Origin of the sequence: Rhodoferax sp., from assembly GCF_037143375.1 — a bacterium.
Taxonomy (GTDB): Bacteria; Pseudomonadota; Gammaproteobacteria; order Burkholderiales; family Burkholderiaceae_C; genus Rhodoferax.
In genome coordinates this window covers 1-23,524 of the sequence record NZ_JBAWYV010000021.1, presented here as the reverse complement: position 1 = coordinate 23,524, position 23,524 = coordinate 1, and the positions used below count along the sequence as shown (strand labels likewise).

18 protein-coding genes are annotated in these 23,524 nt (G+C 53.1%); 16 read left to right on the top strand and 2 right to left on the bottom strand.

From position 1 onward, the window contains the following. Positions 1-25 precede the first annotated feature (25 nt). The 15 genes from WCG50_RS05475 to WCG50_RS05405 all read left to right on the top strand — a co-directional run bounded on the left by WCG50_RS05475 (position 26) and on the right by WCG50_RS05405 (position 20,391). Positions 26-727 (top strand): FKBP-type peptidyl-prolyl cis-trans isomerase, encoded by a 702-nt coding sequence (locus tag WCG50_RS05475; RefSeq protein ID WP_336898566.1) that lies wholly within the window; start codon positions 26-28, stop codon positions 725-727. Further along, a complete protein-coding gene (locus WCG50_RS05470) occupies positions 727-2,526 on the top strand; it encodes a c-type cytochrome (protein WP_336898565.1) in 1,800 nt (599 codons plus the stop codon). The genes WCG50_RS05475 and WCG50_RS05470 overlap by 1 nt, the downstream gene beginning before the upstream one ends. A gap of 234 nt (positions 2,527-2,760) precedes the next feature. Further along, on the top strand, positions 2,761-3,363 hold the full coding sequence (locus WCG50_RS05465; protein WP_336898564.1) for a hypothetical protein: 603 nt from the start codon (positions 2,761-2,763) through the stop codon (positions 3,361-3,363). Positions 3,364-3,565: 202 nt separating this feature from the next. Next, entirely contained in the window at positions 3,566-3,958 is a 393-nt protein-coding gene (locus tag WCG50_RS05460; RefSeq protein WP_336898563.1) for a chemotaxis response regulator CheY, read from the top strand. After that, on the top strand, positions 3,955-4,578 hold the full coding sequence (locus WCG50_RS05455; RefSeq protein ID WP_336898562.1) for a protein phosphatase CheZ: 624 nt from the start codon (positions 3,955-3,957) through the stop codon (positions 4,576-4,578). The genes WCG50_RS05460 and WCG50_RS05455 overlap by 4 nt, the downstream gene beginning before the upstream one ends. A 14-nt stretch (positions 4,579-4,592) precedes the next feature. Continuing rightward, positions 4,593-5,234, top strand: a complete 642-nt coding sequence (locus tag WCG50_RS05450; RefSeq protein ID WP_336898561.1) for a response regulator — start codon at positions 4,593-4,595, stop codon at positions 5,232-5,234. Positions 5,235-5,289: 55 nt separating this feature from the next. Further along, complete coding sequence (locus WCG50_RS05445) at positions 5,290-5,652, top strand: response regulator (RefSeq protein ID WP_336898560.1); 363 nt, start codon at positions 5,290-5,292, stop codon at positions 5,650-5,652. A gap of 10 nt (positions 5,653-5,662) precedes the next feature. Continuing rightward, the gene (locus WCG50_RS05440) at positions 5,663-7,051 is read left to right on the top strand and encodes a diguanylate cyclase (RefSeq protein WP_336898559.1); all 1,389 of its coding nucleotides are present in this window, start codon (positions 5,663-5,665) and stop codon (positions 7,049-7,051) included. After that, the gene (locus WCG50_RS05435) at positions 7,044-9,092 is read left to right on the top strand and encodes an ATP-binding protein (protein WP_336898558.1); all 2,049 of its coding nucleotides are present in this window, start codon (positions 7,044-7,046) and stop codon (positions 9,090-9,092) included. The genes WCG50_RS05440 and WCG50_RS05435 overlap by 8 nt, the downstream gene beginning before the upstream one ends. Before the next feature lie 14 nt (positions 9,093-9,106). Beyond that, positions 9,107-12,691 (top strand): response regulator, encoded by a 3,585-nt coding sequence (locus WCG50_RS05430; protein ID WP_336898557.1) that lies wholly within the window; start codon positions 9,107-9,109, stop codon positions 12,689-12,691. 1 nt (position 12,692) lies between these two features. Continuing rightward, a complete protein-coding gene (locus tag WCG50_RS05425; protein ID WP_336898556.1) occupies positions 12,693-13,832 on the top strand; it encodes a two-component system response regulator in 1,140 nt (379 codons plus the stop codon). A gap of 32 nt (positions 13,833-13,864) precedes the next feature. Then, on the top strand, positions 13,865-15,463 hold the full coding sequence (locus WCG50_RS05420) for an ATP-binding protein (protein ID WP_336898555.1): 1,599 nt from the start codon (positions 13,865-13,867) through the stop codon (positions 15,461-15,463). Then, positions 15,460-17,331, top strand: a complete 1,872-nt coding sequence (locus WCG50_RS05415) for a PAS domain S-box protein (protein ID WP_336898554.1) — start codon at positions 15,460-15,462, stop codon at positions 17,329-17,331. Before WCG50_RS05420 ends, WCG50_RS05415 begins: the two co-directional genes overlap by 4 nt. Positions 17,332-17,341: 10 nt before the next feature. After that, positions 17,342-18,196: a phosphate/phosphite/phosphonate ABC transporter substrate-binding protein gene (locus WCG50_RS05410; RefSeq protein ID WP_336898553.1), complete on the top strand. Its 855-nt coding sequence runs from the start codon at positions 17,342-17,344 to the stop codon at positions 18,194-18,196. Between the two features lie 2 nt (positions 18,197-18,198). After that, entirely contained in the window at positions 18,199-20,391 is a 2,193-nt protein-coding gene (locus WCG50_RS05405) for an ATP-binding protein (protein ID WP_336898552.1), read from the top strand. On the opposite strand, the gene WCG50_RS05400 is transcribed toward WCG50_RS05405, so the two are convergent. After that, on the bottom strand, positions 20,388-21,290 hold the full coding sequence (locus WCG50_RS05400) for a DMT family transporter (protein WP_336898551.1): 903 nt from the start codon (positions 21,288-21,290) through the stop codon (positions 20,388-20,390). The two genes, WCG50_RS05405 and WCG50_RS05400, sit on opposite strands and share 4 nt — an antisense overlap. A 142-nt stretch (positions 21,291-21,432) precedes the next feature. On the opposite strand from WCG50_RS05400, the gene WCG50_RS05395 reads away from it, so the two are divergent. Continuing rightward, positions 21,433-22,416, top strand: a complete 984-nt coding sequence (locus WCG50_RS05395) for a quinone oxidoreductase (protein WP_336898574.1) — start codon at positions 21,433-21,435, stop codon at positions 22,414-22,416. A 58-nt stretch (positions 22,417-22,474) separates the two neighbouring features. Here the strand turns inward: WCG50_RS05395 and WCG50_RS05390 are convergent. Continuing rightward, positions 22,475-23,524, bottom strand: a 1,050-nt coding sequence (locus WCG50_RS05390; RefSeq protein WP_336898550.1) for an ABC transporter substrate-binding protein, incomplete at its 5' end; no start/stop codon positions are given.

Sequence of the window (23,524 nt, the reverse complement as noted above, 5' to 3'; positions counted from 1 at the left end):
TCTTCACCAAGAAAGAATGGGAATTATGAATAAGTTTTGTGCAACCGCAATGGCGGTCATGGCGCTTCTGGCCGCATCGGCCCAAGCGGCCGATCGACCCGAGCTGAAAAGCGAAAAAGACCGTGTGAGCTACAGCATCGGTCTGGAAGTGGCACGCAACTTCAAGAAAAACAGCGTGGACTTTGACCCGGCCATGGTGATGCAGGGCATGAGCGACGGTGTGGCGGGCGAGCGTCCCCTGCTGTCTGAAAAAGAATTCCGTAAAGTTATTGGTGACTTTCAAACTCAGGTGCGTCAGAAGATGGCTGCCAATATGCGCGCATTGACCGTTGAGAACCGCAAGAGAGCAGAAGAGTTTCTGCAATCCAATAAGACCAAAGACGGCGTTACTACGTTAGCGGGCGGGCTGCAATACAAGGTGCTGCAGGCCGGGCAGGGCGCGCTTCCGTTGGAGTCAGACAGCGTGGTGATCAACTACCGTGGCATGTTGCTTGACGGTACCCAATTCGATGCGACCACTGCGAACAGGCCTGGCACCGTCAAGCTGTTTGACCTGTTCAACGGCTTCAGGGCTGCCATCAAAAATATGTCGGTCGGTTCGCACTGGACGGTGTGGATTCCACCGCAGTTAGGCTATGGCGAGCGCGGCGTGGGCAGCGACATTGGTCCCAATGAACTGCTGGTGTATGACATCGAACTGGTGGGCATTGCCCCGGTGGTGCGCTAATGGGCGCAATCTTGCGCTCAGGCTTCGTGCTGTGCCTGGTGACCTTGCTCTCAGGCTTGTGCCCGGCGGCGAATTTGACACCTGACACGAGCCTGGTGGAGCAGGGCCGCAAGATTTATTCCCAAGGAATTCTGATATCTGGAACGCCTCTGCAGGGTGCCCGCAGTAGCGGGGCTGTCTTGACGGGGGCAGAAGCTGCCTGCACCAGTTGCCACCGCGCCAGTGGCATGGGCAGTGTTGAGGGCAGTGTGCGGGTGCCACCCATCGGTCAGCGGTATCTTTTTGCTCTCGCCGATGATCTGGTCATGGCCAATATGGACGGACGCAGCGGCAAGTCGCTCAACCGCAGCCATGCACCCTACACCGATATGACCCTGGCGCGTGCCCTGCGCGATGGTGTGAATGTGAGTGATCGGCCCATGAGCGATGTCATGCCGCACTTTAATCTTGGTGAGCAGGACCTACTGGCCCTGCAGGCCTACCTGCATCAGTTGTCGGCCGATTACTCGCCCGGTGTCACCAAAGAAGTTATTCAGTTTGCAACCGTCATCACACCCGGCGTTTCTGACGAGCGACGCCAGGCCTTCGTCGCCATGCTGCAATCGGCACTCACGGCCAAGAACAGCAGCACCTCACCGCGAAAACGCTACATGACATCGGCAGCCAGTTTTGTGACGCAGACCGAGCGCCGCTGGGAAGTGCAAACCTGGGAGCTCACCGGTGCCCCCGAGACTTGGAATGCTCAGCTTGAAGAGCGCTATCGGCGCAAGCCCGTGTTTGCACTACTCTCCGGATTGTCTGACACCACCTGGGCACCGGTGGATGACTTTTGTCAGCGCCAGCAAGTACCTTGCTGGTTTCCCAGCGTGACTTCCCCTGCCAGCGGTGATGCACGCTACGGTCTGTATTTTTCACGCGGCGTGGCGCTGGAGGCAGATGTGCTGGCTCGTCATCTGCACGACGCGCCAGAAGGGTCTGTCATGCGCCTGATTCAAGTCCATGACTCGAATATCTCCGGCCAAATGGCGCTTCAATCTTTGCGCACATCCTTGAAACGAGACAATCTGCCCGAGACTGATCGAGAGCTCGGAAGTGATCCCAAAGAAAGTTTGCGTTCAGCCTTTCAAGCGGCCCGCCCAGGTGATGTGATGGCCCTGTGGCTAACGCCGAACCAGTTGCGTTTGCTGGAAGGCTTGAACCCACCTGAGGGTGTCAATGTGTATCTTTCTGGCAGCCTCCTCGGTTCTGCGGGTCACTTGGCTCTGCCCCTGAATTGGAGGAAAAAGGTTCATCTTCTCTTTCCCTACTTGCTGCCTGAGCAACGGGCGGCCAACATTGCTTACCTGCACGCCTGGCTAAAACTACGAAACATTCCACTGATCGATGAGGTGATGCAGTCGGAGATATTTTTCTCTCTTAACCTGATGACTGACACTCTGCAAGATATGCTGGACAACTTGTACCGAGACTACCTGGTCGAGCGTACTGAAGACATGCTTGGCAAGCGCGAGTCCAGCAAAGCGGAGCAGGAGAACCGGGATCGGCGTGCGCTCGGACGCTCAGCCCGTGCCGCCGTGTTTGCGGAATCAGCGAACGGTAGCTCGGTCAGTGCGGCGCCTAATGCAGTATCGGCCCAGCGTCGTGCTTTTGCGGTGGGCGATAGCGAAGGCACGACCGTTTACCCTCGGTTGACGCTGGGTCCGGGTCAGCGTTTTGCTTCCCGAGGCGCCTATATTGTCAAGTTCGCCTCCGGCGAGTCAGATCAATTGGTTGCTGAAAGTGAATGGATCGTGCCCTGACGCAGGCGTTGATGACGCATCAATAACCTTAATGACTCTTTAAGATTGAAAAGTCTCATGAATCTTAATTTAATACCTCTGACCATTGCTTTTGGGCAGCTCTCCACATGGCAGTTGGTCATTCCTGCGGAACTGGCTTATGCCGACCGAGGCAATTGGTTTTGATGTGGAGTTGTTAGAGGTTCACTAGGCATGTATTTGGCTTTATCACCGATCAGCTTACGACCATGGTCTATGCAAATCTTTAATGCCAAGCGAAGAAATTTATCGGTGGGTGCGCCTGTCCTTGAATTCCTTCAAAGGCTAGAACGTTTGGGCGTTAACGAGGGCGTCAAATTGGTGAAGGCGCTTGGGCTGGATGACGACCTTGATCACTTAGACAACTTACTGCGACTCGCCGCTGGAGAAAGACAACTATTTGGTGATTTGTTGAGGTCAGCCCATCGCTTGACACATGACCAGTTGCTTGATGCCCTTGCCCAGCAGCGGATTAGCGGTGAAAAAATTGGTCATATTCTTGTCAATAGTTGCGTCATCACCAGAGCTGAAATGGTGGCAGTCCTGGCTTTCCAGCAAAACCAATGCCGCAATGTACATCTTGTCAATAAGCTTCATCTTGGCAATGTTTTGGTCGCCAATGATGTTTTGACGCACGCCCAACTGGTCGAAGGGCTGCAGTGGCAATCAGATCATGGTGGTCGATTGGGTGGGGCTCTCGCCACCTTGGGCTATTTGTCAGAACTTCAGGCCAGAAATGCGTTGCTTTTGCAGAGAAAACTGTTAGCGAGCGTGTTGATCTCTGCGATGGAAAAAAGCAACATAAATCACAGCGCTTAATAAGCAATAAGGCATTCGAGTTTTTTGGTGAACCCAAATTTGCTTCGATCCTGCGCCAAACCTTACAAAAAAATTGCTTTTTAATTATAAATATCGTCAAAATATGATGATATTTATCATTTCCTTGGTAAGATGGGTGAAGCTGTCAAAGTGGAGTTCAGCATGGCTTCACCCCAACTTCATTAATCTAAGGTTTATGCACATGGATTTTTCAAATTGCACCGCTCTGGTCGTAGATGACTTTTCCACCATGCGCCGCATTGTGAGTAACTTGCTTAGGGAAGCGGGCTTCGGACATACGACGGAGGCCGAAGATGGAGTCGAGGCCCTGCGAAAACTGACTTCAGGTGACTTCCAATTCATTGTGAGTGACTGGAACATGCCCAATATGACCGGTCTGGAGTTGCTCAAGGCGGTGCGTAATTCGCCTGACCTTAAACACATGCCTTTTTTGTTGGTGACAGCCGAGGCGCGCAAAGAAAACATCATAGATGCCGCCAAGGCGGGTGCCGATGGCTACATTGTCAAACCATTTTCTGCTGCCACTTTGCAAGAAAAAATTGTGGCCATTTTCAAGCGCAGGGCCATTGAATGAATACGGCATCGACCATGCCAAACCTGAGTCCGGAGCTCGCTTTTGAGCGCTTGGGGCGCATTACCCGTCAGTTGCACGAGGCGATGACGGAACTCGGGCTGGATCAGGGTTTGAAACACATCACACAAGAGTTCCCTGATGCCCGAGACCGACTCAGTCATGTGGGGAAGATGACCGAGACAGCAGCCAACAAAGTGCTCAATTTGATAGATGAAGCGCAGCCTCAGTGCCAGCATTTCAAATTACAAAGCCAGTCCATGGTTGAGACGCTCGGACAGTTTCGCACGCAAGCCCGTCCCTGCGGTGGAGAAGTTGTCGATGTGATGGCCACATGTCAGATGTTTGGTAGCGAAGCCGTGCAGTTTGCCGAAAAACAAAAAGCTATTTTGGGCGACATCATGATGACGCAGGATTTTCAGGACTTGTCAGGCCAAATCATCAAGAAGGTCATTGATATCATTAGCCTGACCGAACAGCAATTATTGGGCTTGCTGATGCACAGTGCGCCCGTTCGTTCATATTCTGCCAATCCAACTCATGTGTTGGCAGGCCCCCAAGTACCCGATAAGGCACTCAAGCAAAATGATGTAGATGACTTGCTCGCATCACTTGGCTTCTGAAGGAATTCACACGCATGAAAAGTATTGAAACACCCGCACCGATTGAAAAATCGTTTTGTACCACCCGTGAAGCGGCAACGCTGCTCGGTGTGTCGGTCGGCACGGTGCAGTTATGGGTAGAAAGCGGTTTGCTCCAGGCTTGGAAAACTGCTGGTGGTCACCGCCGCGTGCTTCGGGACTCGGTAGAAAAACTGCTCCATAAAAAGCCAGAAAGGGCTCCTGTTGAGGCCGTGCCGGTCGCTTATGCCGAGGTCTCCAGCAAACTGACTGTGATGGTGGTCGAGGATGACTTGAATCTTCAGCGGCTTTACCAGACTCAAATTTCACGCTGGCCTATGGAGCCGGAGGTGGTGGTCGTCAATAACGCCTTTGCGGCACTGCTCCTGATCGGGCGCAGACCGCCCGATTTGTTGATCACAGATCTTCACATGCCTGGTATGGATGGGTTCAGCATGCTGCGAGTGCTGCGTGAAACACCTGATATTTTAAAAACCACCATCGTCGTGGTCAGCGGGCTTGATGCAGCTGAGATTGCAGTGAATGGTGGTGTTCCTGCTGATATCGAGGTCTTGTCCAAACCCATTCCTTTCGGCCGACTGCTGGCCATCGCAACGGCCATCATTACCCGGGCCAACCTTGAATTGAAGCTTGCCTGAACGCTCAATTGACTTCTGATTTCAATCAAAATATTCCTAACCTTGGATCTTTGCCATGACTACTATTCTCATTGTTGACGACCATTCCGACATTCGCCGCTTGCTCACCATTACCTTTGGCAAGGAATTCGAAATTCTTGAGGCAAAAGATGGTGTGGGCGCCATGGAAGCCATCCGTCGACATCACCCCAAGGTGGTATTGCTGGACGTCATGATGCCCGGTGAAATGGATGGTTTGCAGGTGCTGGATGCTATCAAGGCTGACCCAAAAACGCGCGATATTCTGGTCGGTATGGTGACCGCGCGCGGTCAGCAAGCCGACAGTGATGATGCCAATAAACGAGGCGCAGATGCCTACTTCGTCAAGCCATTCAGCCCACTTCAGGTTGTGGCCTGGGTACGTAGCAAAGTGAAATAGGCGGTGCAGCATGGAAAGCATCAAAGCCCTTCAGGGTCAGTTGTTCCGCTATGCCCAAGATTTAAGCGAGTTGATGGCGCAGCAAAGCAACTCGCAAAAGCGTTATCAGATGTTGTTGCAGTCTTTAGGGTTCGGCCGACTGAGGGAGAGACTGATGGCAGACATGCTGCTTCAAGTCGCCGATCTGAATTGGGTCACTGATGCACAGGGCAACATACTGTTTGCAAGTCTAGCTGCTGCGCGTTTTTTTCATGTTCCAGGACGCGAGCTAAAAGGTCTTCACGTCAGTAAGTTGGTGTCAGACAGCCAGGGTGGCAGCCTTCAAGGTTTGATGGATACCGTTAACCGTTTGGGGTCTCAAGGTCCGATACAGCAACGCAGACTCAAGTATTGCGGTGATTTACCCGCAGAGAATCTTGACAGCTGTGAGGCCCTGGTTATGCCTGTGAGTAAGCATGGGCACCTCGAAATTTATTGGCTGTTGGGCAGCGCGCCAGAGACCGAAGCCAGTTTGTTGGATATTCAGAAATCATTTCCACTCTTTCGTGAAACCGACGAGAGTTTAATTGTCACTAACCAAGCGGGAGACATCCAGGCAGTCAACCCGGCGTTTAGCCGAATCACAGGTTACAGCGAGTCTGAAGTGCTTGGGCAAAACCCGCGTTTATTCCGATCCGGCCTCCAGGATGCTGAAAGTTACAAGGCGCTTTGGGCCCAGCTTATTGACGTTGGTAGTTGGACGGGGGAAATATTCAACCGGCGTAAAAATGGGCAGATTTTCCTGGTGGCCGAGTCCATCAAGTCGGTCAGGAATGCCGATGACGAAACGCTGTTTTATATGGGTACTTTTGCCGATTTGACAACCAGCACCCTCGACACCAAGATCCTCACCCAGATGGCTTTTCATGACCCATTGACAGGCTTGCCAAACCGGCGCTTGCTTGAAGACCGCTTTCAATTAGCGATGGCCGATGCCAGTCACGAAAATGACTCCATGAGTGTGCTTGTCATTGATCTGGACCATTTCAAGCCGATCAATGATGAATTCGGCCATGATGTTGGTGATCTGGTCTTGCAGACCGTCGCGCGGCGGCTACAAGCGTCCGTGCGGCGGATGGATACCTGCGCCCGGGTGGGGGGTGACGAGTTTGTGGTGGTGCTGCACAGCACCAAGTCCAGTGATGACATAGAAGCCGTTGCCAACAGTATTCTCCTGGCCATCGCTGCTCCGATTAAGGTAGGGCAGCGCGAATTGTTTGTCGAGGCCAGCATTGGTTGCGCACGTTACCCGCAAGATGGTCCCGATATGCCGATCCTGCTCAAGAAGGCAGACGCTGCCATGTATGGCGCCAAGCGTTTCGGCACCAAATTTTGCTTTTACAGAGACGGTAATGACTGATACCGCACTGGCTTCCTATAAATACAAACGCACTGTATTAGCAATCTGGCTGGCGGCCATTTTGTTAATTGCATTAACGTGGGGGCATGTTTTTGCCTTGCTGAGCGAAAGTAAAACCAGAGAAATTGCTTCGGCCGAAGGAGAGCTCTCCAACCTCACCCGCGTTAGCCAGGAGCATGCGCACCGTACCTTTCGCAGTGCTGATCAGGTTATTCGGTTTGTGCAGTCGCGCTACCTTGAAATCGGGTCACGACTCGATCTGAAGAGCTTGACTGAAAAAGGAGTTATAGATACTGAAATCTTCAACCAGGTGGGCATCATCAATGCGCAGGGCATCAACGTGTTGTCCAATCTGCCCTTCAAGGCAGGTCTTGATCTGTCAGACCGTGAGCATTTCAAAGTCCATGTGCCCGATGAAAAAGCAGGTCTTTTTGTTTCAAAACCAGTGCTTGGGCGTGCCAGCGGGAAATGGTCCATCCAGTTGAGTCGGCGCATCACGCTGGCCAATGGTGACTTTGGTGGCGTGGTGGTGGTCTCGATTGACCCGGGCTATTTCACCCGTTTTTACAACGCGCTGAATCTTGGTCCACAAGGATTGGCGGCTCTTTATGGCATGGATGGCATTGCACGTGCGCGCAAAGTGGGCATTAAGGAAGACGCGGGCGCCAATGCATCTGCAGCCCCCATGTTTGAACGTATCAGAAATGGCGAGGAATATGGTTCCTACACCCAGTCTTCTGTGGTTGACGGCATTGAAAGGATGATGTTTTTTAGAAAAATTCCTCAGTACCAGTTGTTTGTGGTGGCAGCGAAAGAATCACAAGTGGTTTTGGCTGAGTACCGCCGTGGTCGGGATGCTTTGACGTTGCAAGCGGCCTTGATGAGCGCGCTAATTGTGGCCCTTTCCGCAGGACTGATGCGTTATTTTTGGCAAATTCAGCGAGCTGTCATGGTGCGTCAGTTGGCACAGCAGCAGTTGCTGGACCATACCGAACAACTCAAGGTCATATTTTCTTTGAGTCCAGATGGGTTTGTCTCTTTCGACTCAGAGCGGCGTGTCAAGTACGTGAGTCCGGCGTTTAGTCAGATGACGGCGCAAGGCGTAGTTCAATTGGAGGGGCTTGATGAAAGTGACTTTTCTGCCTGGCTAGGACAGCGTTGTAATGCGGAGACACCTTTTGTTGGGGTTGCTGCTATGCGGTTGAAGGCCCTGAGTGGCAAAGCTGCTGTGAGTGAACTGGTAGGAATTTGCGCTGGTGGCAAGCGTGTGCTGCAGGTGGGTTTGCGCACCAGTTCATCAAGTTCGGTGTCTCAGATTCTGTACTTTCGTGATGTCACGCATGAGAGCGAGATTGATCACATGAAAAGTGAATTTCTGGCCACTGCCGCCCATGAATTGCGTACGCCGATGGCCAGTATTTTTGGTTTTTCAGAACTGCTGCTGACGCAGGATCTGGATGCAGAGGCACAGCAGGAATCTGCAAAAATTATCTACAACCAATCCAAGTTGATGGCCAAGATTCTTGATGAGCTGCTGGATTTGGCACGGATTGAATCTCGGCGTGGCAAAGATTTTCGGTACACCCAGGTAAATATTCAAACGCTTGTCGCTGACATCAGTCAATCCTTTCGGGCGCCAGTGGGTCGCGCCGCCCCCGACTTTAGTCTGCAGCCAGACAATCCTTTGTTGGTCATGGCAGACTCTGGCAAGCTTCGACAGGTGGTTGTAAACATACTCTCCAATGCCTATAAATATTCGCCCGCCGGAGGTGCCGTGGTGATTCGGATTGAATTGAAGACTCTAGCTGGACAAGAGCCGCAGGCATGTATTCACATCACGGATGAAGGGATTGGCATGACGTCTGAACAACTGAGCCGTGTGTGCGAGCGGTTTTACCGCGCAGATGCTTCGGGCCGGATATCTGGTACCGGATTGGGCATGAGCATCGTCAAAGAAATTGTTGAGCTTCATCGAGGCCAGTTATCGCTGGTCAGCACACCAGGGCAAGGTACGACGGTTAGCGTTTGCCTGCCCTGTTAAGCGAAACACACAAAATGAAGAACTTGCTGAATCACTTCGAGAAAATCAAGTTGCAGACCAAGCTGGTGCTGAGTTTGGGGTCTCTGCTGGTGATCGTCGTGATGATTGGCTTGCAGTCGATTTACAGCGCACGTGTGCAGGCTGATGAAGTCAGACGCATGTACGACTTTGAGTTGCAGGGCATTTCGCAAATCAAGGAAGCAAACATTCATCTGATGGAGGTGGGTCGCTCCTTGCGCCAAATGATTTTGGCGCCTGACGCCAAAAACCGCGAGTTGGCATTTGAAGCGCTCACGGAAGCTCGAACCCGGATGCGCCACGCTCTTGAATCAAGCGCGAAGGTGTTTACGCATCCCAAAGGCAAGCAGCATTTGTCTGATATTCAAGATTTATTGATTCAATACAACCGCAACGTGGACCATGCGTTGACCTTGCTGGAGAAAGATAAACAGTTTTTCAGTAAAGAAGTCATTCAGTTTTTAGCCAGTCCTGAAAATATGAAGGTGTTTGCAGAAACTGACCGGCGCATGAGTGAACTGGTGGTTCGCAAAGAGGCCGTGGCTGAACAAGCTGCGGTCGATGCGGTTGCCTTTTCCAGAAAAATTCAGCTTTGGACTCTCGGACTACTGTTCGGGGGTGTTATCGCGGGATTAGGTTCGGGCTGGTTGCTGGGTATTTCCTTGAGTCGACCCTCCGGGCGACTGCAAAAGAGCATCGAAAACCTTGCCGCGGGTCAGTTGGAACTACCCATTGCCAATATTGATTTTGAAAATGAAATCGGTGACATGGCCCGTGCACTTACGGTGTTACAGCAGGCGGCGCAACAGGCAGAAGTGGAGCGCTGGGTCAAGTCATGCGCTGCCAATATAGGTTCCTGTGTTCAGGCCATTGACAGCTACAGTGAGTTTGCCAACATCTTGATGGTGCAACTCACCTACCTGACCGACTCCCAGGTGGGCTTGCTCTATGTGTTGGAGAAAGCCACAGGCAAGTACCGTTACCAGGGGGGTAGCGGGGTCGCTAATCCGGAGGCTCTGGTGCTTGAGTTTGGCTTGAACGATGGCTTGGTGGGGCAGTGCGCCCGCGAAGGCAAACCGATTCACCTCAATGAACTCCCCGAGACCAGCTTGCGGATCCGCTCAGGCTTGCTTGACAGCGCTCCGCACCGGGTTCGTATTCAACCCGTGTGCAATGCGCATGGCACTGTGCTGGCTGTGATTGAGTTGGGCAGTATCGATGCATTTCGGGCCCGCCAGGATGCCTTGCTTGAGGAAGTGATGCCCCTGATTGCGCTCAATCTGGAAATATTGGCCCGCAACCAGGTCTCGCATGATTTGCTGATCCAGACAAAAACCCTGGCGGAGGAGTTGCGTCTACAGCACGATGTGATTAATGCGGCGCGCCAGCAGGCTGAAGAAGCGACGCGGGCTAAATCAGAGTTTTTGGCCAATATGAGCCATGAAATCCGAACGCCCATGAATGCCATTATTGGGTTGTCGAATCTGGCCCTCAAGACCGACTTGTCTTTCAAGCAACGAGATTATCTAAAAAAAGTCAATTCTGCAGGCACTGCGCTGCTGCTTCTTATCAACGACATCCTGGATATTTCGAAAATTGAAGCCAATAAGATGAGCTTGGAAAGCTTGCCATTCTGGCTGGACGATGTACTGGACGATGTGTCGACCTTGGTGTCGCAGCAGGCCAGCATCAAAGGTTTGGAATTACTCATTCACGTAGCACCTGGCGTGCCAGAAAATTTGGTGGGCGATGCGTTGCGCTTCAAGCAGGTGATGATCAATCTGGTCAACAACGCCGTTAAATTTACTGAAAAAGGCCAGGTCAAGGTTGAAATTCTGGCCGTTCAGCAGACCCGCAACGAGGTTGAGTTGAAGGTGTCTGTGACGGATACCGGCGTAGGGATGACGCCCGAGCAATCGTCCCATTTGTTTGAGGCGTTTACCCAGGCCGACAGTTCAACCACGCGCCGATTTGGAGGCACCGGGCTGGGGTTGGCTATCTCCAAACGTTTTGTAGAAATGATGCGGGGCCATATTGGAGTTGAGTCGCATCCGGGCGTCGGGAGTACCTTTGCTTTTACGGTCTGGCTGGGTGTGTCGGATCAGAGTCGTCACGCCTGCGTTCCCTGCACCACTGCCAAAGGAATGCGTGTGCTGGTGGTCGATGACAACCCCGATGCCCGTCAAATACTGACTGAACAACTGTTGGCACTCGGTATGCGTGTTGAAAATGTTGAAAGTGCGAAGTCTGGTCTGAATGCACTTCAGGATTCAGATGATGCAGATCCATTTGAAATGGTGTTGATGGACTGGCGTATGCCAGAAATGGATGGGGTGGAGGCTTCAAGGCGTATTACCCACGAAATGCCTTTGCACCACCGACCCCAGGTGATCATGGTGACCGCGTTTGGAGCCGATGAAGTGCGCGCCGCAGGCTTTCAGGCTGGTGTGACGGCCTTTCTTGACAAGCCCATCAGCCAATCACGTCTGTGGGACACGCTGGCTGAATTCATTCGCCCGGAATTACACGCGATTCCTCCAAAAATGGCCGAAGACACCATCCCTACAGCACTTGTTGGAATGACTGTGCTGCTCGTTGAAGACAACGAAATAAATCAGCAAATTGCCACGGAATTGATGCAGTCGGTGGGTGTGCAGGTGTCAGTGGCAGCCAATGGACAGCAGGCCCTGAACATGCTTCAAAGTGCGCCCGATCCCTTGCCCTGGTCGGTGATCTTGATGGATTTGCAGATGCCGGTGATGGATGGGCATCAGGCCACCCTGCTGTTGCGCAAGCAGGCACGCTTCAAGGCTGTTCCGATCATCGCTCTCACTGCGCACGCTTCGGCAGAAGAAGGTGCCCGCTGTCTCAGCGAGGGCATGAATGAGCACTTGACCAAGCCGATTGATCCTGATGCCTTGTACCGCTGCCTGGCGCGCTGGCGCCCGGTTGGGGTGGGTGCTGAGTCGCGGGCGATGGATGGTATCGATGTGGCACGAGGCCTGCGCCACTGTGCCGGTAATCGCACGCTCTACACCCACTTGTTGCATCAATTTGCTTCCAGCATGCCGATGGTGCCGCAGCAGGTGCGCGATGCGCTGGCCGATGGCGACCCTGTCAAAGCCGAGCGTGCGGCGCATACCTTGAAGGGGGTGGCCGCCAACCTGGGTGCCAACCGTTGCCGTGATCTCAGTGATGATCTTGAAAAAGCGTTGTCTCACGAGTTGGCTGAAAATGTGCTGGAGTCATTGCTTGGACCCTTGGAGCAACACCTGAGCGAACTGGTGCGTAACATTCGCCAGGACTTTCCCATTGTGGTTCAGCCCGCCTATGTGCTTGCTATTGATTGGGATGTCCAGCGTTGGGCTGATGTCTGTCGCACCTTGGCGGTGTTGTTGCAGGCATGTAATGTAGAAGCCGATGTATGTCTGCAAGCTAATGCCTCGCTGCTCCGCCAGGGGATGGGCGATAGATTTGAATCGTTACAGCGACTGGTGCAGGATTTTGAGTATGAGTTGGCCTTGTGCGAACTCCAGAGAGCGGTCAGTGCCGCGCAAATTAACCTTGATTGCAAACCCTAAGATGGATTTATTTTTAGCCGTTAAACCCACTGTCCTGGTGGTGGATGATTCTCCCAACAATTTGTCGCTAATTGCCAACCTGTTGCATGAGTCATACACCGTCAAGGCGGTCAACCGGGGGGCAAAAGTTTTCAAGGTCGTCAGTGAAGAGCAACCTGACCTGATCTTGCTTGACATCATGATGCCCGATCTCGATGGCTACGAGGTTTGTCGCTTGCTGAAGGCCGACCCCTTTACGCGCAACATTCCCATCATTTTTCTCACCAGCCGATCGGAGATCGAAAGTGAGGAACTAGGTATGAAACTCGGTGCGGTGGACTACATCACACGGCCCATCAGCCCCCTGATTTTGCTGTCCAGGGTAAAAGCCCATTTTGTGGATGCCTCTACCGCCAGAACCCTGCGTGTCAGTAATGAGTATCTGGAGTTTGAGGTGACTAAGCGTTCGCGCCAACTTGAGGCCTTGCAAGATGTGACTATTCTTGCGCTGGCATCGCTGGCAGAGACGCGCGACGCGGATACGGGGAACCACCTCAAACGAACTCAGCATTACATGCGGGTGTTGGCCAATCAACTCAGAACACATCCCCGGTTCTCAGATTTTTTAAATGCTGACATGGTGGAGCTACTGTTTAAAAGTGCCCCGTTGCATGACATTGGCAAGGTGGGCATCCCCGATAAGATTTTGCTCAAGCCCGGTCGCTACGAGCCTGAAGAATATGAAATCATGAAAAACCATCCGCGGCTAGGTCGTGATGCGCTGAATAATGCTCAAAAAATGGCAGGTCAAAATATTGAGTTCCTGGAGGTCGCCAAAGAAATTGTTTACTCCCACCACGAAAAGTGGGATGGATCAGGTTACCCGCAAGGATTGGTGGGGGATGCCATTCCTATTTCAGCACGCTTAATGGCCCTGGCTGATGTGTATGACGCGCTGGTTTGTCGACGTGTCTATAAAGATGGCATGACCCATGCGAAAGCTGCCAAGATCATTATTGAGGGGCGTGGAAAACATTTCGATCCGGATGTCGTAGATGCCTTTTTGGCGCAAAGCGCTGAATTTCAGTTCATCGCGAGTTCAATTGCTGATACAGATGAAGAATTACAAAAAAAGGCAGACTTTATGGCTTCAACCATCTAGTCGTGTCATCATCTATCAGGGAGAGAAAAATAATGTTAAACGACCTTCATGCTCTGAGCGTTTCTGAGCAGCAGTCGGTGAATGATCAGCTTCTTCATGCCTATCAGGAGTCGCAGTCGCTGATCAACGCCATCTCGGATTATTCGCTGGTGTCCATAGCCGATCCAGCAGGTGACATCATTTACGCCAATGATTTGTTTGTGAGCGCCAGTGGCTATACGAGCGAGGAGCTGATAGGGCAAAATCACCGTATTTTCAGATCTCATGTTCAGTCGTCCGAGTTTTGGACCGGAATGTGGAAAACGATTGCTTCAGGTCAGGTTTGGCGTGATGTGGTTTGCGATCAAACCAAGAGTGGCGCCTTGAGGTGGTACGACACCCAAATCACCCCCGTTTTCAACGAGTCAGGGGTGATTGAGCAATATGTCTCTATCCGTACAGACATCACAAAACTGGTCGAAACGACAGAAGCCGCAAAGGCCGCCTCACTCATCAAGAGTCAATTCCTGGCCAATATGAGCCATGAAATTCGCACGCCCATGAATGCCATTCTGGGCATGCTTAAGCTCTTGCAAAAAACCGAACTGACACCGCGCCAACAGGAATACATCAGCAAGGCCGATGGCGCCTCCAAGTCCCTGTTGGGTTTGCTGAATGACATTTTGGATTTTTCCAAAATGGAAGCCAACAAGATGACCCTGGATCTGCAGCCGTTCCGGGTTGATCGATTGGTTCATGACCTGTGGGGCAGCGTGGCGGGCGGGGTCGGGGGCAAGCCTGTGGCTGTGCGTATTGACATTGATCCCACCCTCCCCAAGGCTTTTGTAGGAGATGCCCTGCGTCTGAATCAGGTGTTGCTTAACTTGAGTAGCAATGCCGTCAAGTTCACAGAGAAAGGGGAAGTTGTTATTCAAATTAAAAAGCTGGCGCAAACAGGCGCGGACACGACGCTACTTTTCTCGGTGCTCGACACCGGCATAGGCATTGCTCCTGAGCATCTTGAGCTCATTTTTACTGGGTTTACGCAAGCCGATGGCTCCCTGACACGACGCTTTGGCGGCACCGGTCTGGGACTGTCAATTTCAAAGCAATTGGTGGCGCTCATGGGCGGTGCGCTGGATGTCGAAAGTGTGCTTGGCAAGGGCAGCCGGTTTCACTTCACTATCAGCTTAACTGCCACTGACCGGATGCCGGTAGACCCGGATATGGCGATCAATGACAGAGCCGCCAGGCAGCACCGTCTGGAAGGCCTGCGATTGTTGGTGGTGGAAGACAACCTCATTAATCAAATCGTGGCGCGCGAACTGCTGCGCAGCGAAGGGGCTGTCGTGGTCGTTGCGGGCAATGGGAAATTAGGTGTCGAAGCGATCATTGCCGCTGAATTCCCCTTTGATGCGGTGCTAATGGATGTCCAGATGCCGGTTATGGATGGTTATACCGCCACGCGCGCCATTCGCACTGAGCTAGGCATGACGGCGCTACCGATCATTGCCCTGACCGCCAACGACATGGCGTCCGACCGGGACCTTTGCCTAAAGGCCGGTATGGACGATCACATGGGTAAGCCCTTTAACCTACCCAAATTGGTGGAGATGCTGCTACGTCTTACGGCAGCTAAAGGAAAAGCATGAAATCCCATTCCCTGGACCTTAAGTCAGAATTGCTGGCGGCGAACGCCATGTTGCGCACGGTGATCGATGAAAACCCCAACATCATTTTGATGAAGGACTGGGATGGTAAGTTTTTGATCGGTAATCGGGCTCTGGCAGACCTGTATGGCACCACGCCGGAGAACTTGGTGGGCAAGGACGACGGGGCATTCAACCCGAATACCGAACAGGTTGATTTCTTCCTGAAAAATGTGCGCAGCATCATGTCGCAAACCGAAACGCAAGTGGTTCTGGAGGAATCCACCAACACCACCACCGGTGAGGTCTCCTATTACCAGTCCATCAAGAAACCGATTACGACTGCCGATGGTAAAAAACAGATTCTCGTCATTGCCAATGATGTGACTGAACTCAAGCGGGTTCAAAAGCGACTTGAGGAAAGTGAACGCAGGCTGAACTATGTGCTAGACGCCACACGCGAAGGCATTTGGGATTGGGACATACCAACCGGCATCGTGACGCACAACCATCGTTGGTGCGTCATTGCGGGGCTGGATGACAACTACTTGTCGCACCCACTGGAAACATTCGTTGGCTTGTTGCATCCTGACGATTCAGCTGATGTCAAGGAGCGACTTCAATCCTGTCTGGCTGGCACAGCACCTTACCGCAGCGAACACCGCATCTGTTTGGAAAATGGTTCCGTTTTCTGGGTGCTGGACCGGGGCGATGTGGTGGAGCGCAATGACGAAGGGGTGCCTTTGCGCATGGTGGGTAGTTTTGTCGAGGTCAATGATCGCAAGAAGACTGAACAGGCCTTGGCGATGCAATCCCAGTTGCTGAATGCAATTTTTGAGCTGAGCCCGGATGGTTTTGTGTCGTTTGATGAAGCACGCCGGGTGTCCTACGTGAGCCCTGCATTCAAACGTATGACCGGGATTGACTTTTCGCAGGTGAATGGCCTGGATGAAGTCGCATTTACAGACATTCTGGTGGACCTGTGCCTGCCGACTGGGAAATTTCGAGGTTTTGATGCTTTACGCAAAAAAAGAGTTACTGACAAGTCGGGAGGGCGAGAGTTCATTGAAGTGGTGCATGGCGGCAAGCGTATTCTTGAGGTGGGTTTGCGTTCGAGTGAGGCCAGCATGGTGTCACAGATCCTTTATTTTCGTGATGTGACTCATGAGTCCGAAGTGGACCAAATGAAGAGTGAGTTTTTGTCAACGGCGGCCCACGAGTTACGTACCCCGATGGCCAGTATTTACGGATTTGCCGAAGTGTTACTGACTCAGGAACTGGATGCAGAGAGTAGTAAAGAGTTCCTCAGCATTATTTTCAAACAGTCAGGTTTGATGGCCTCCATTTTGAATGAGTTGCTGGACCTCGCTCGCATTGAAGCTCGCCGTGGCAAAGATTTTGTCTTTGAGGTGGCGCATGTGCAAGCCCTGATCGAAGAGACCGTGCACGGTTTCAAACAACCCTCGTGGCGTGAAGCCCCCAAGTTGGTGCTGCCAGTCGAGTCGCTGTATATCAAGGCCGACCAAAAGAAGGTGCAGCAGGCGTTTTTAAACGTCCTGTCCAACGCCTACAAATACTCGACCGCCACCAGCCAAGTGACGATTGAACTGATCACCACGCCCTTTGCCGCCGGAGTGGGGAGGCGTATAGGCATACGATTTATAGATCAAGGCATTGGCATGACACCCGCCCAACTAGAACGCGTATTCGAGCGCTTTTACCGAGCAGACACGTCGGGCAATATTCCGGGTACCGGATTGGGTATGAGCATTGTGAAAGAGATCATCGAGTTGCATGACGGTGAGATTGAACTGTCCAGTAATGCAGGAGTTGGCACGACCGTGACCTTGTGGTTGCCCTTGATTGGATAAGGAAGTTGATATGAAGTACCGTGCGCACCTGCTGCGACTTGTTGGGGTTGTCTCGTCCGTCATAGGGCTGCTAGCGGTGCCCGCAGTTCACGCCCAAACTGACCAAAAATCCCTGACCTTTGGTGTGGTACCGCAGCAATCTGCCACCCGAATCGCCGAGGAGTGGGGCCCGTTGCTGGCTGAGATCAGTCGGCGCTCAAATGTGCTGCTGGTGTTCAAGACCGCGCCCAGCATTCCTGTTTTTGAGGAGCGTTTGGGCCGGGGAGAATACGACCTGTCCTACATGAATCCCTACCATTACGTGGTCTTCCATTCGTCGGCGGGCTACCGGGCTTTTGCCAAGGAACAAGATCGAAAGATAAAAGGCATTTTGGTGGTCAAGAAGGACAGCCCTTACCGCAAGCCTTCTGATCTGGCCGGCAAAACCGTGGTGTTCCCGGCACCTGCGGCATTTGCGGCAAGCATATTGCCTCAGGCTGAGTTCGGTCGTTTGAAGATTCCTATTGAAGCCAAGTTTGTGGCTTCGCATGATTCCGTTTACCGCTCGGTCGCCTCTGGTTTGCAGGAAGCTGGTGGAGGAATTTATCGTACCTTTGAGACGGCTCCGGTCGAAGTTCGGGATGCGCTGCGGGTGCTCACCGAAACGCCGGCCTATACGCCGCATGCTTTTGCTGCGCACCCCCGTGTGCCTGCGGACGTGCTCACCCGGGTCATGGCCGCGATGGCGTCACTTGGCAAAGACGAAGTTGGGCAGCGTCTGCTGGCACCTTTGGCTTTTAAAGGTGTGGCGCCTGCCCAGGACAAGGACTGGAACGATATTCGTGCCCTCGACATAGATTTACTTGAGCGTTACGGCCGACAGTAAACATGCGTTTTCGGACTAAAACCATTCTTGGCGTGGCGCTGATTGAGATCGCGCTGCTTGCCGTTTTGGTCGGCAGCGCTCTGTCGGTTTTGCGTGAGTCCAATGAAGTCGAGCTGACTCGAAGGGTGCAACTCGGCGGCAAATTGATTGCCGTGGCAGCGAAGGATGCTGTCATTTCGCAAGATCTGGCGACCTTGGACAGTCTGGTGAGTGAGGCCATGGCTTCGGGGCAAATTGAGTATGTTCGCATCATTGATGCCAGCGGTCAGGTACTGGCGCAGCAGGGTGATGCCAAGGTTTTGGGCCGATCTTTTCACAAAGAAGCCAACATTGCGCAAGTCAACGATGGCATCTTCGATGAGTCGACGCCAGTGATCGCGGGGGGTATACACCACGGCGCTGTTCAGATTGGTGTGTCCACCGCGCCTCTGTCTTTGTTACTGGCCTCTGCGTGGCGATGGGCTGCCAGCATTGCAGGGTTTGAGTTGCTGCTGGTGGCCTTGTTTTCCTGGTTGCTGGGGAGTTATCTGGCGCGACAGTTGGTGGCATTGCGCAAGGCCAGTTACCGCTTTGCTTCGGGTGATCTTGCGTACCGGGTGCCCGTCAAGGGGAATGATGAGTTAGCTCAAACCGCACTGGCTTTTAACAGCATGGCAGAGCAGCTGGGCGAGAGTCGTGAGATTCTTCGGGCCGAAAGCGAGATGCGGCTTGATGCCCAGCAAAGCGCCGAAAAATCAGACAAGCTTTTGCGCGAGGCCGTGAGCAGCATCGCGCAGGGGTTCACGATCTACGACGAATCAGACCGGCTCATGCTGTGCAATGAGGCCTATCGCAGTTTTTATGAAACCAGCCGTGACCTGATCGTGCCGGGCAAGACGTTCGAAGAGATCATCCGTCGCGGGGCCGAGCGCGGGCAATACAGCGCAGCGATGGGGCGCGTTGACGAGTGGGTGCGCCACCGTGTTGAGCAACATCAGCGCGCCGATGGCGAGGCAATTGAACAAAGGCTGGATGATGGTCGCTGGCTGCTGATTGTGGAGCAGCGCACGCCCAGTGGCTACATTGTCGGCAATCGCCTGGACATCACTTCACGGCGAATGGCTGAGGCACGCGTGTTTGAACACTCGGCTCACCTGCGGGGTATCTTTGACCTGAGTCCAGATGGTTTCATTTCATTCGACAGTACGCATTGCGTCAAATATGTGAGCCCGACTTTCTCTCGCATGGTAGGTATTGCTGCGGAAGATGTGATGGGTCTGGATGAGCGAGAGTTTTCTGACCGCTTGTCGCAGGTTTGTTTGCCTTCGGCGAGCTTCAAAGGGATTGCTGCGCTACGCGACTTGAATCAAAGCGGACTTACTTCGGTATCTACTGCAGCGGTTGGCCGTGAACAGCGCCAGAAGATTGAGTTGGCAGACGCGAGCCAACGGGTGATAGAGGTTGGGCTGCACGAATCGCCGGGTGAAAGTGTGACGCAGATCCTTTTCCTGCATGACATTACCCGCGAGACCGAAGTAGACCGGATGAAGAGCGAGTTTTTGTCCACCGCTGCACACGAACTGCGCACGCCGATGGCCAGTATTTACGGGTTTGCAGAAGTCTTGTTAACCCAGGAATTTGATGAGGCGAGCCGCAAGGAATTTTTAACGATTATTCATAAGCAGGCTGAATTATTGTCATCCATCTTGAATGAGTTGCTGGATCTGGCCCGAATCGAGGCACGACGCGGACAAGATTTTGTATTCAAGGAAATCCAGGTGCAGGCGCTGGTGGAGGACGTGGTGCGTGGATTCAAATTGCCAGCAGGGCGCCCGGTTCCCCGTCTGATCGCCCCGGCATTGCCCATGATAATTTTGGCAGATCACAAAAAAGTTCAGCAAGCGATTTTGAATGTGCTCTCCAACGCCTACAAATACTCACCTTTGGGGGGTGAAGTGAGCATCATCGTTGAGCCACGTGGTTCGCAGGTGGCGGTTCGTATCGTGGATCAGGGTATGGGTCTGACGCCAGAGCAACTCAAGCGCGTGGGTGAACGTTTTTACCGCGCCGATGCCTCAGGCCAAGTGCCGGGCACCGGGCTTGGTATGAGCATTGTCAAAGAGATCGTTGACATCCACCGGGGATGTGTCGAAATTGAAAGCCAGTTGGGGCAGGGTACTGCTGTCACCCTGCTGTTTCCGGTCAGCCCGGCCTAGCGCCGCGAAGACACCACGATACCGCCCACAATCAGAATGAACGCCAGCACGTGATACAGCTTGGGCGTATCGCCTAAAAAGGCCGTGGAGAGCAGGGCGGTAAAGAGTGGTGTCAGGTTGGAGAAAAAGCCTGCGGCGGCTGGACCAGCCCGCGCGACACCGGCGCCCCAGGCGCGAAAAGCCATCAGCGCCGGGCCCACCGCAATAAAAACCAGGGCGCCAGCCAGCGGCCAGCCCCAGCTGATGTGAGCTTGGCCGATCGCCCATTCGCTACCCGCAAATAAACCTGACCAAGCCAGACCAAACGCCACTTGGGCCAGTAAAAAAGCTGACCAGTCGGTGCGAATGGTTTGCGGCTCGGTGGTGGGGTGTGCCAGCATCCAGCTGTAGTAGGCCCAGCATGCCGAGGCCAGCAGGATGTACAAATCACCCGGCACCAGATGCACTTGCAGCAGCAGTTCAAGCTGGCCCCGGCTCAGGACCAACATCACGCCTGAGATCGACAACGCGGCACCCAGCCACTGGCGCCGTGAGATAAGCACCCCAAAAAAGAGGCGCCCGATCAGCAGCATCCAGACCGGCATGCTGGAGCCCACCAGCGTGACATTGATCGGCGTGGAGGTGGTGAGCGCCAGATACAACAAGGCGTTGTAGGCGCCCACACTGAGCAAGCCCAGCAGCGAAAATCGACGCCAGTGCGGCCACAGCAAACTGTTCGGACGCAACACCTTGCCCGCCAGCGGCAACAGCAGGGCAAAGGCCAGTACCCAGCGTAAAAAATTCAGGGTCATGGGCGACACCAAGTCGCTGATGAGGCGGCCCACCACGGCGTTGCCCGCCCAGAGCAGGGGCGGCAAGGTAAGGAGCAGGGCAGAAGTGGGCGTTAGTCTCATGTGCATGCCTTGAGGGTAGCAAATCAGCTGGGGGCTGGTTATAGGGCATCGCGTGACAAGCCTATTCGTCCCCGTGGCGCCGAAGTGAATCGTTTCATGGCAACATGCCAACTCATTCATTTACCGGACGCTCAAAATGACTTCTTTCATCTCTCGTGCCATTTGTATTGATCAAAACGGAGGGCCGGAACAGCTCAAACTCGTCACGGTAACTGTGGGTGAGCCCGGACCCGGTGAAATCCGTATCCGGCACCATGCCGTGGGCCTGAACTTTATTGACGTCTACCAGCGCAGCGGCCTGTACCCGATGGCGATGCCTCTGCAATTGGGCATGGAAGCCGCCGGTGTCGTTGAAGCCGTGGGTGAAGGTGTGACCCACCTGCAAGTGGGCGACCGCGCCGCCTATGCCAGCCAGCCCCCCGGCAGCTACTGCGAATTGCGCGTGATGCCGGCCAAGTGCGTGTGCAAGTTGCCTGATGCGATCTCGTTTGAGACCGGAGCTGCCATGATGCTCAAGGGCTTGACCGCGCAGTACCTGCTCAAGCGCACCCAGCCCCAGGGCGGTTTGAATCCCGGCGACTACGTGTTGTTTCACGCCGCTGCCGGTGGTGTTGGCTTGATCGCCTGCCAGTGGGCGCGCGCCATGGGCTTGCAGCTGATTGGCACTGCGGGTTCAGACGCCAAATGTGCGCTGGCCAAAGAGCACGGCGCGGCATTCGTCATCAACTATTCAACAGAAGACTTTTTGGCCCGCGTCAAAGAAATCACCGGTGGCAAGGGTGTCAAGGTGGTGTATGACTCAGTGGGCAAAGATACTTGGGACAAGTCGCTGGACTGCCTCGCTCCGTTTGGTCTGATGGCCAGTTTTGGCAATGCCTCTGGCCCAGTGGCGCCGATGGCCCCCGGCATGCTGGGCCCCAAAGGCTCTTTGTACCTGACCCGTCAGACCCTCTTCACCCACATTGCAACACGTGAAAGCACGCAGGCCATGGCAGATGATTTGTTTGAAGCGGTTACCAGCGGCAAGGTCACCATTCGGATTGATCAGCGTTACAAGCTGGAAGATGTGCAGCAGGCTCATCGTGATCTGGAAGCGCGCAAGACCACGGGCTGTTCAATTCTGACTTTGTAGGGTAATTATTTCAAGAATAAAAATTGAAGCGAACCCTTGGGCTCGCTTCAAACACAACTTAGCGCACCAGTGTAAATTTTCCTTGTTTGATTTCTAGCAGGCGAAAACTACCTAAATCAAGCCCCATGTGATCAGTGGCAGACATGTTGATCACACCTGAAGTACCGACGTAGCCTTTGGTATTTTCAATCGCATCCCGAACCTTTTCTTTGTTCACATCTTTTGATTTTTTAATGGCATCAATGACAATTGTTAAGCCGTCATAAGCGTAGCCACCAAATGTAGAAGGTTCCTCCTTGTAGAACTTCTTGTATTCATCACGGTAAGCAACAAGTACAGACTTTTGGGGGTCGCTGGCTGGTAATTCATCAACAACTAGCAAGGCAGGCGAAGACATTCGGACGCCTTCACTTGCTTTGCCTGCAAGTTGAATAAATTCGTTTGATGCCACACCGTGGGTTTGATACAGTGGAAGCTTGATAGCAAGTTGAGCATAGTTTTTTGTCACAACGGCAGGACCTTGTCCGAATCCAAATACAGCCACGGCTTGCACACCAGATGCATTGTGAAGACGAGTCAACTGTGGTGTCATGTCTGTATCTTTGGGTCCATAAGCTTCTTCACCAACAAACGTGATTCCATATTTTGGAGCCGCTTTTTGGGCTTCAGCCTTACTGGATTGTCCCAATCCCGAGGTTTCCGTCATCAAACCTATTTTTGAAATTCCCTTTTTCTTCATGTCGTCCATGATTCTCTCAATGGAATGACGGTCTGAGCCCGGGGTTTTGAAAATCCATTTTTTAACAGGGTCGACGACGATGAGGCCCCCTGCGAGTGAGACGAAAGGGATGCCAGCCTTTTCAATAAGTGGCGCCGCTGACATCGTTGTTCCGGTAGTTGATCCTCCTACAATGAAATCGACTTTGTCGGACTCAATAAGTCTTTTCACCAGGCCATTGGCTTTGCTTGCGTCACCTCCATCGTCGTAGTGAACCAGTTCTAGCTTTCGTCCCAAGACCCCGCCCTGGCTGTTAATTTTTTCAACATAGAGCTTAAGTGTCTTAAGTTCCGGGTCGCCCAGAAATGCTGCGGGCCCCGTGACCGAGAG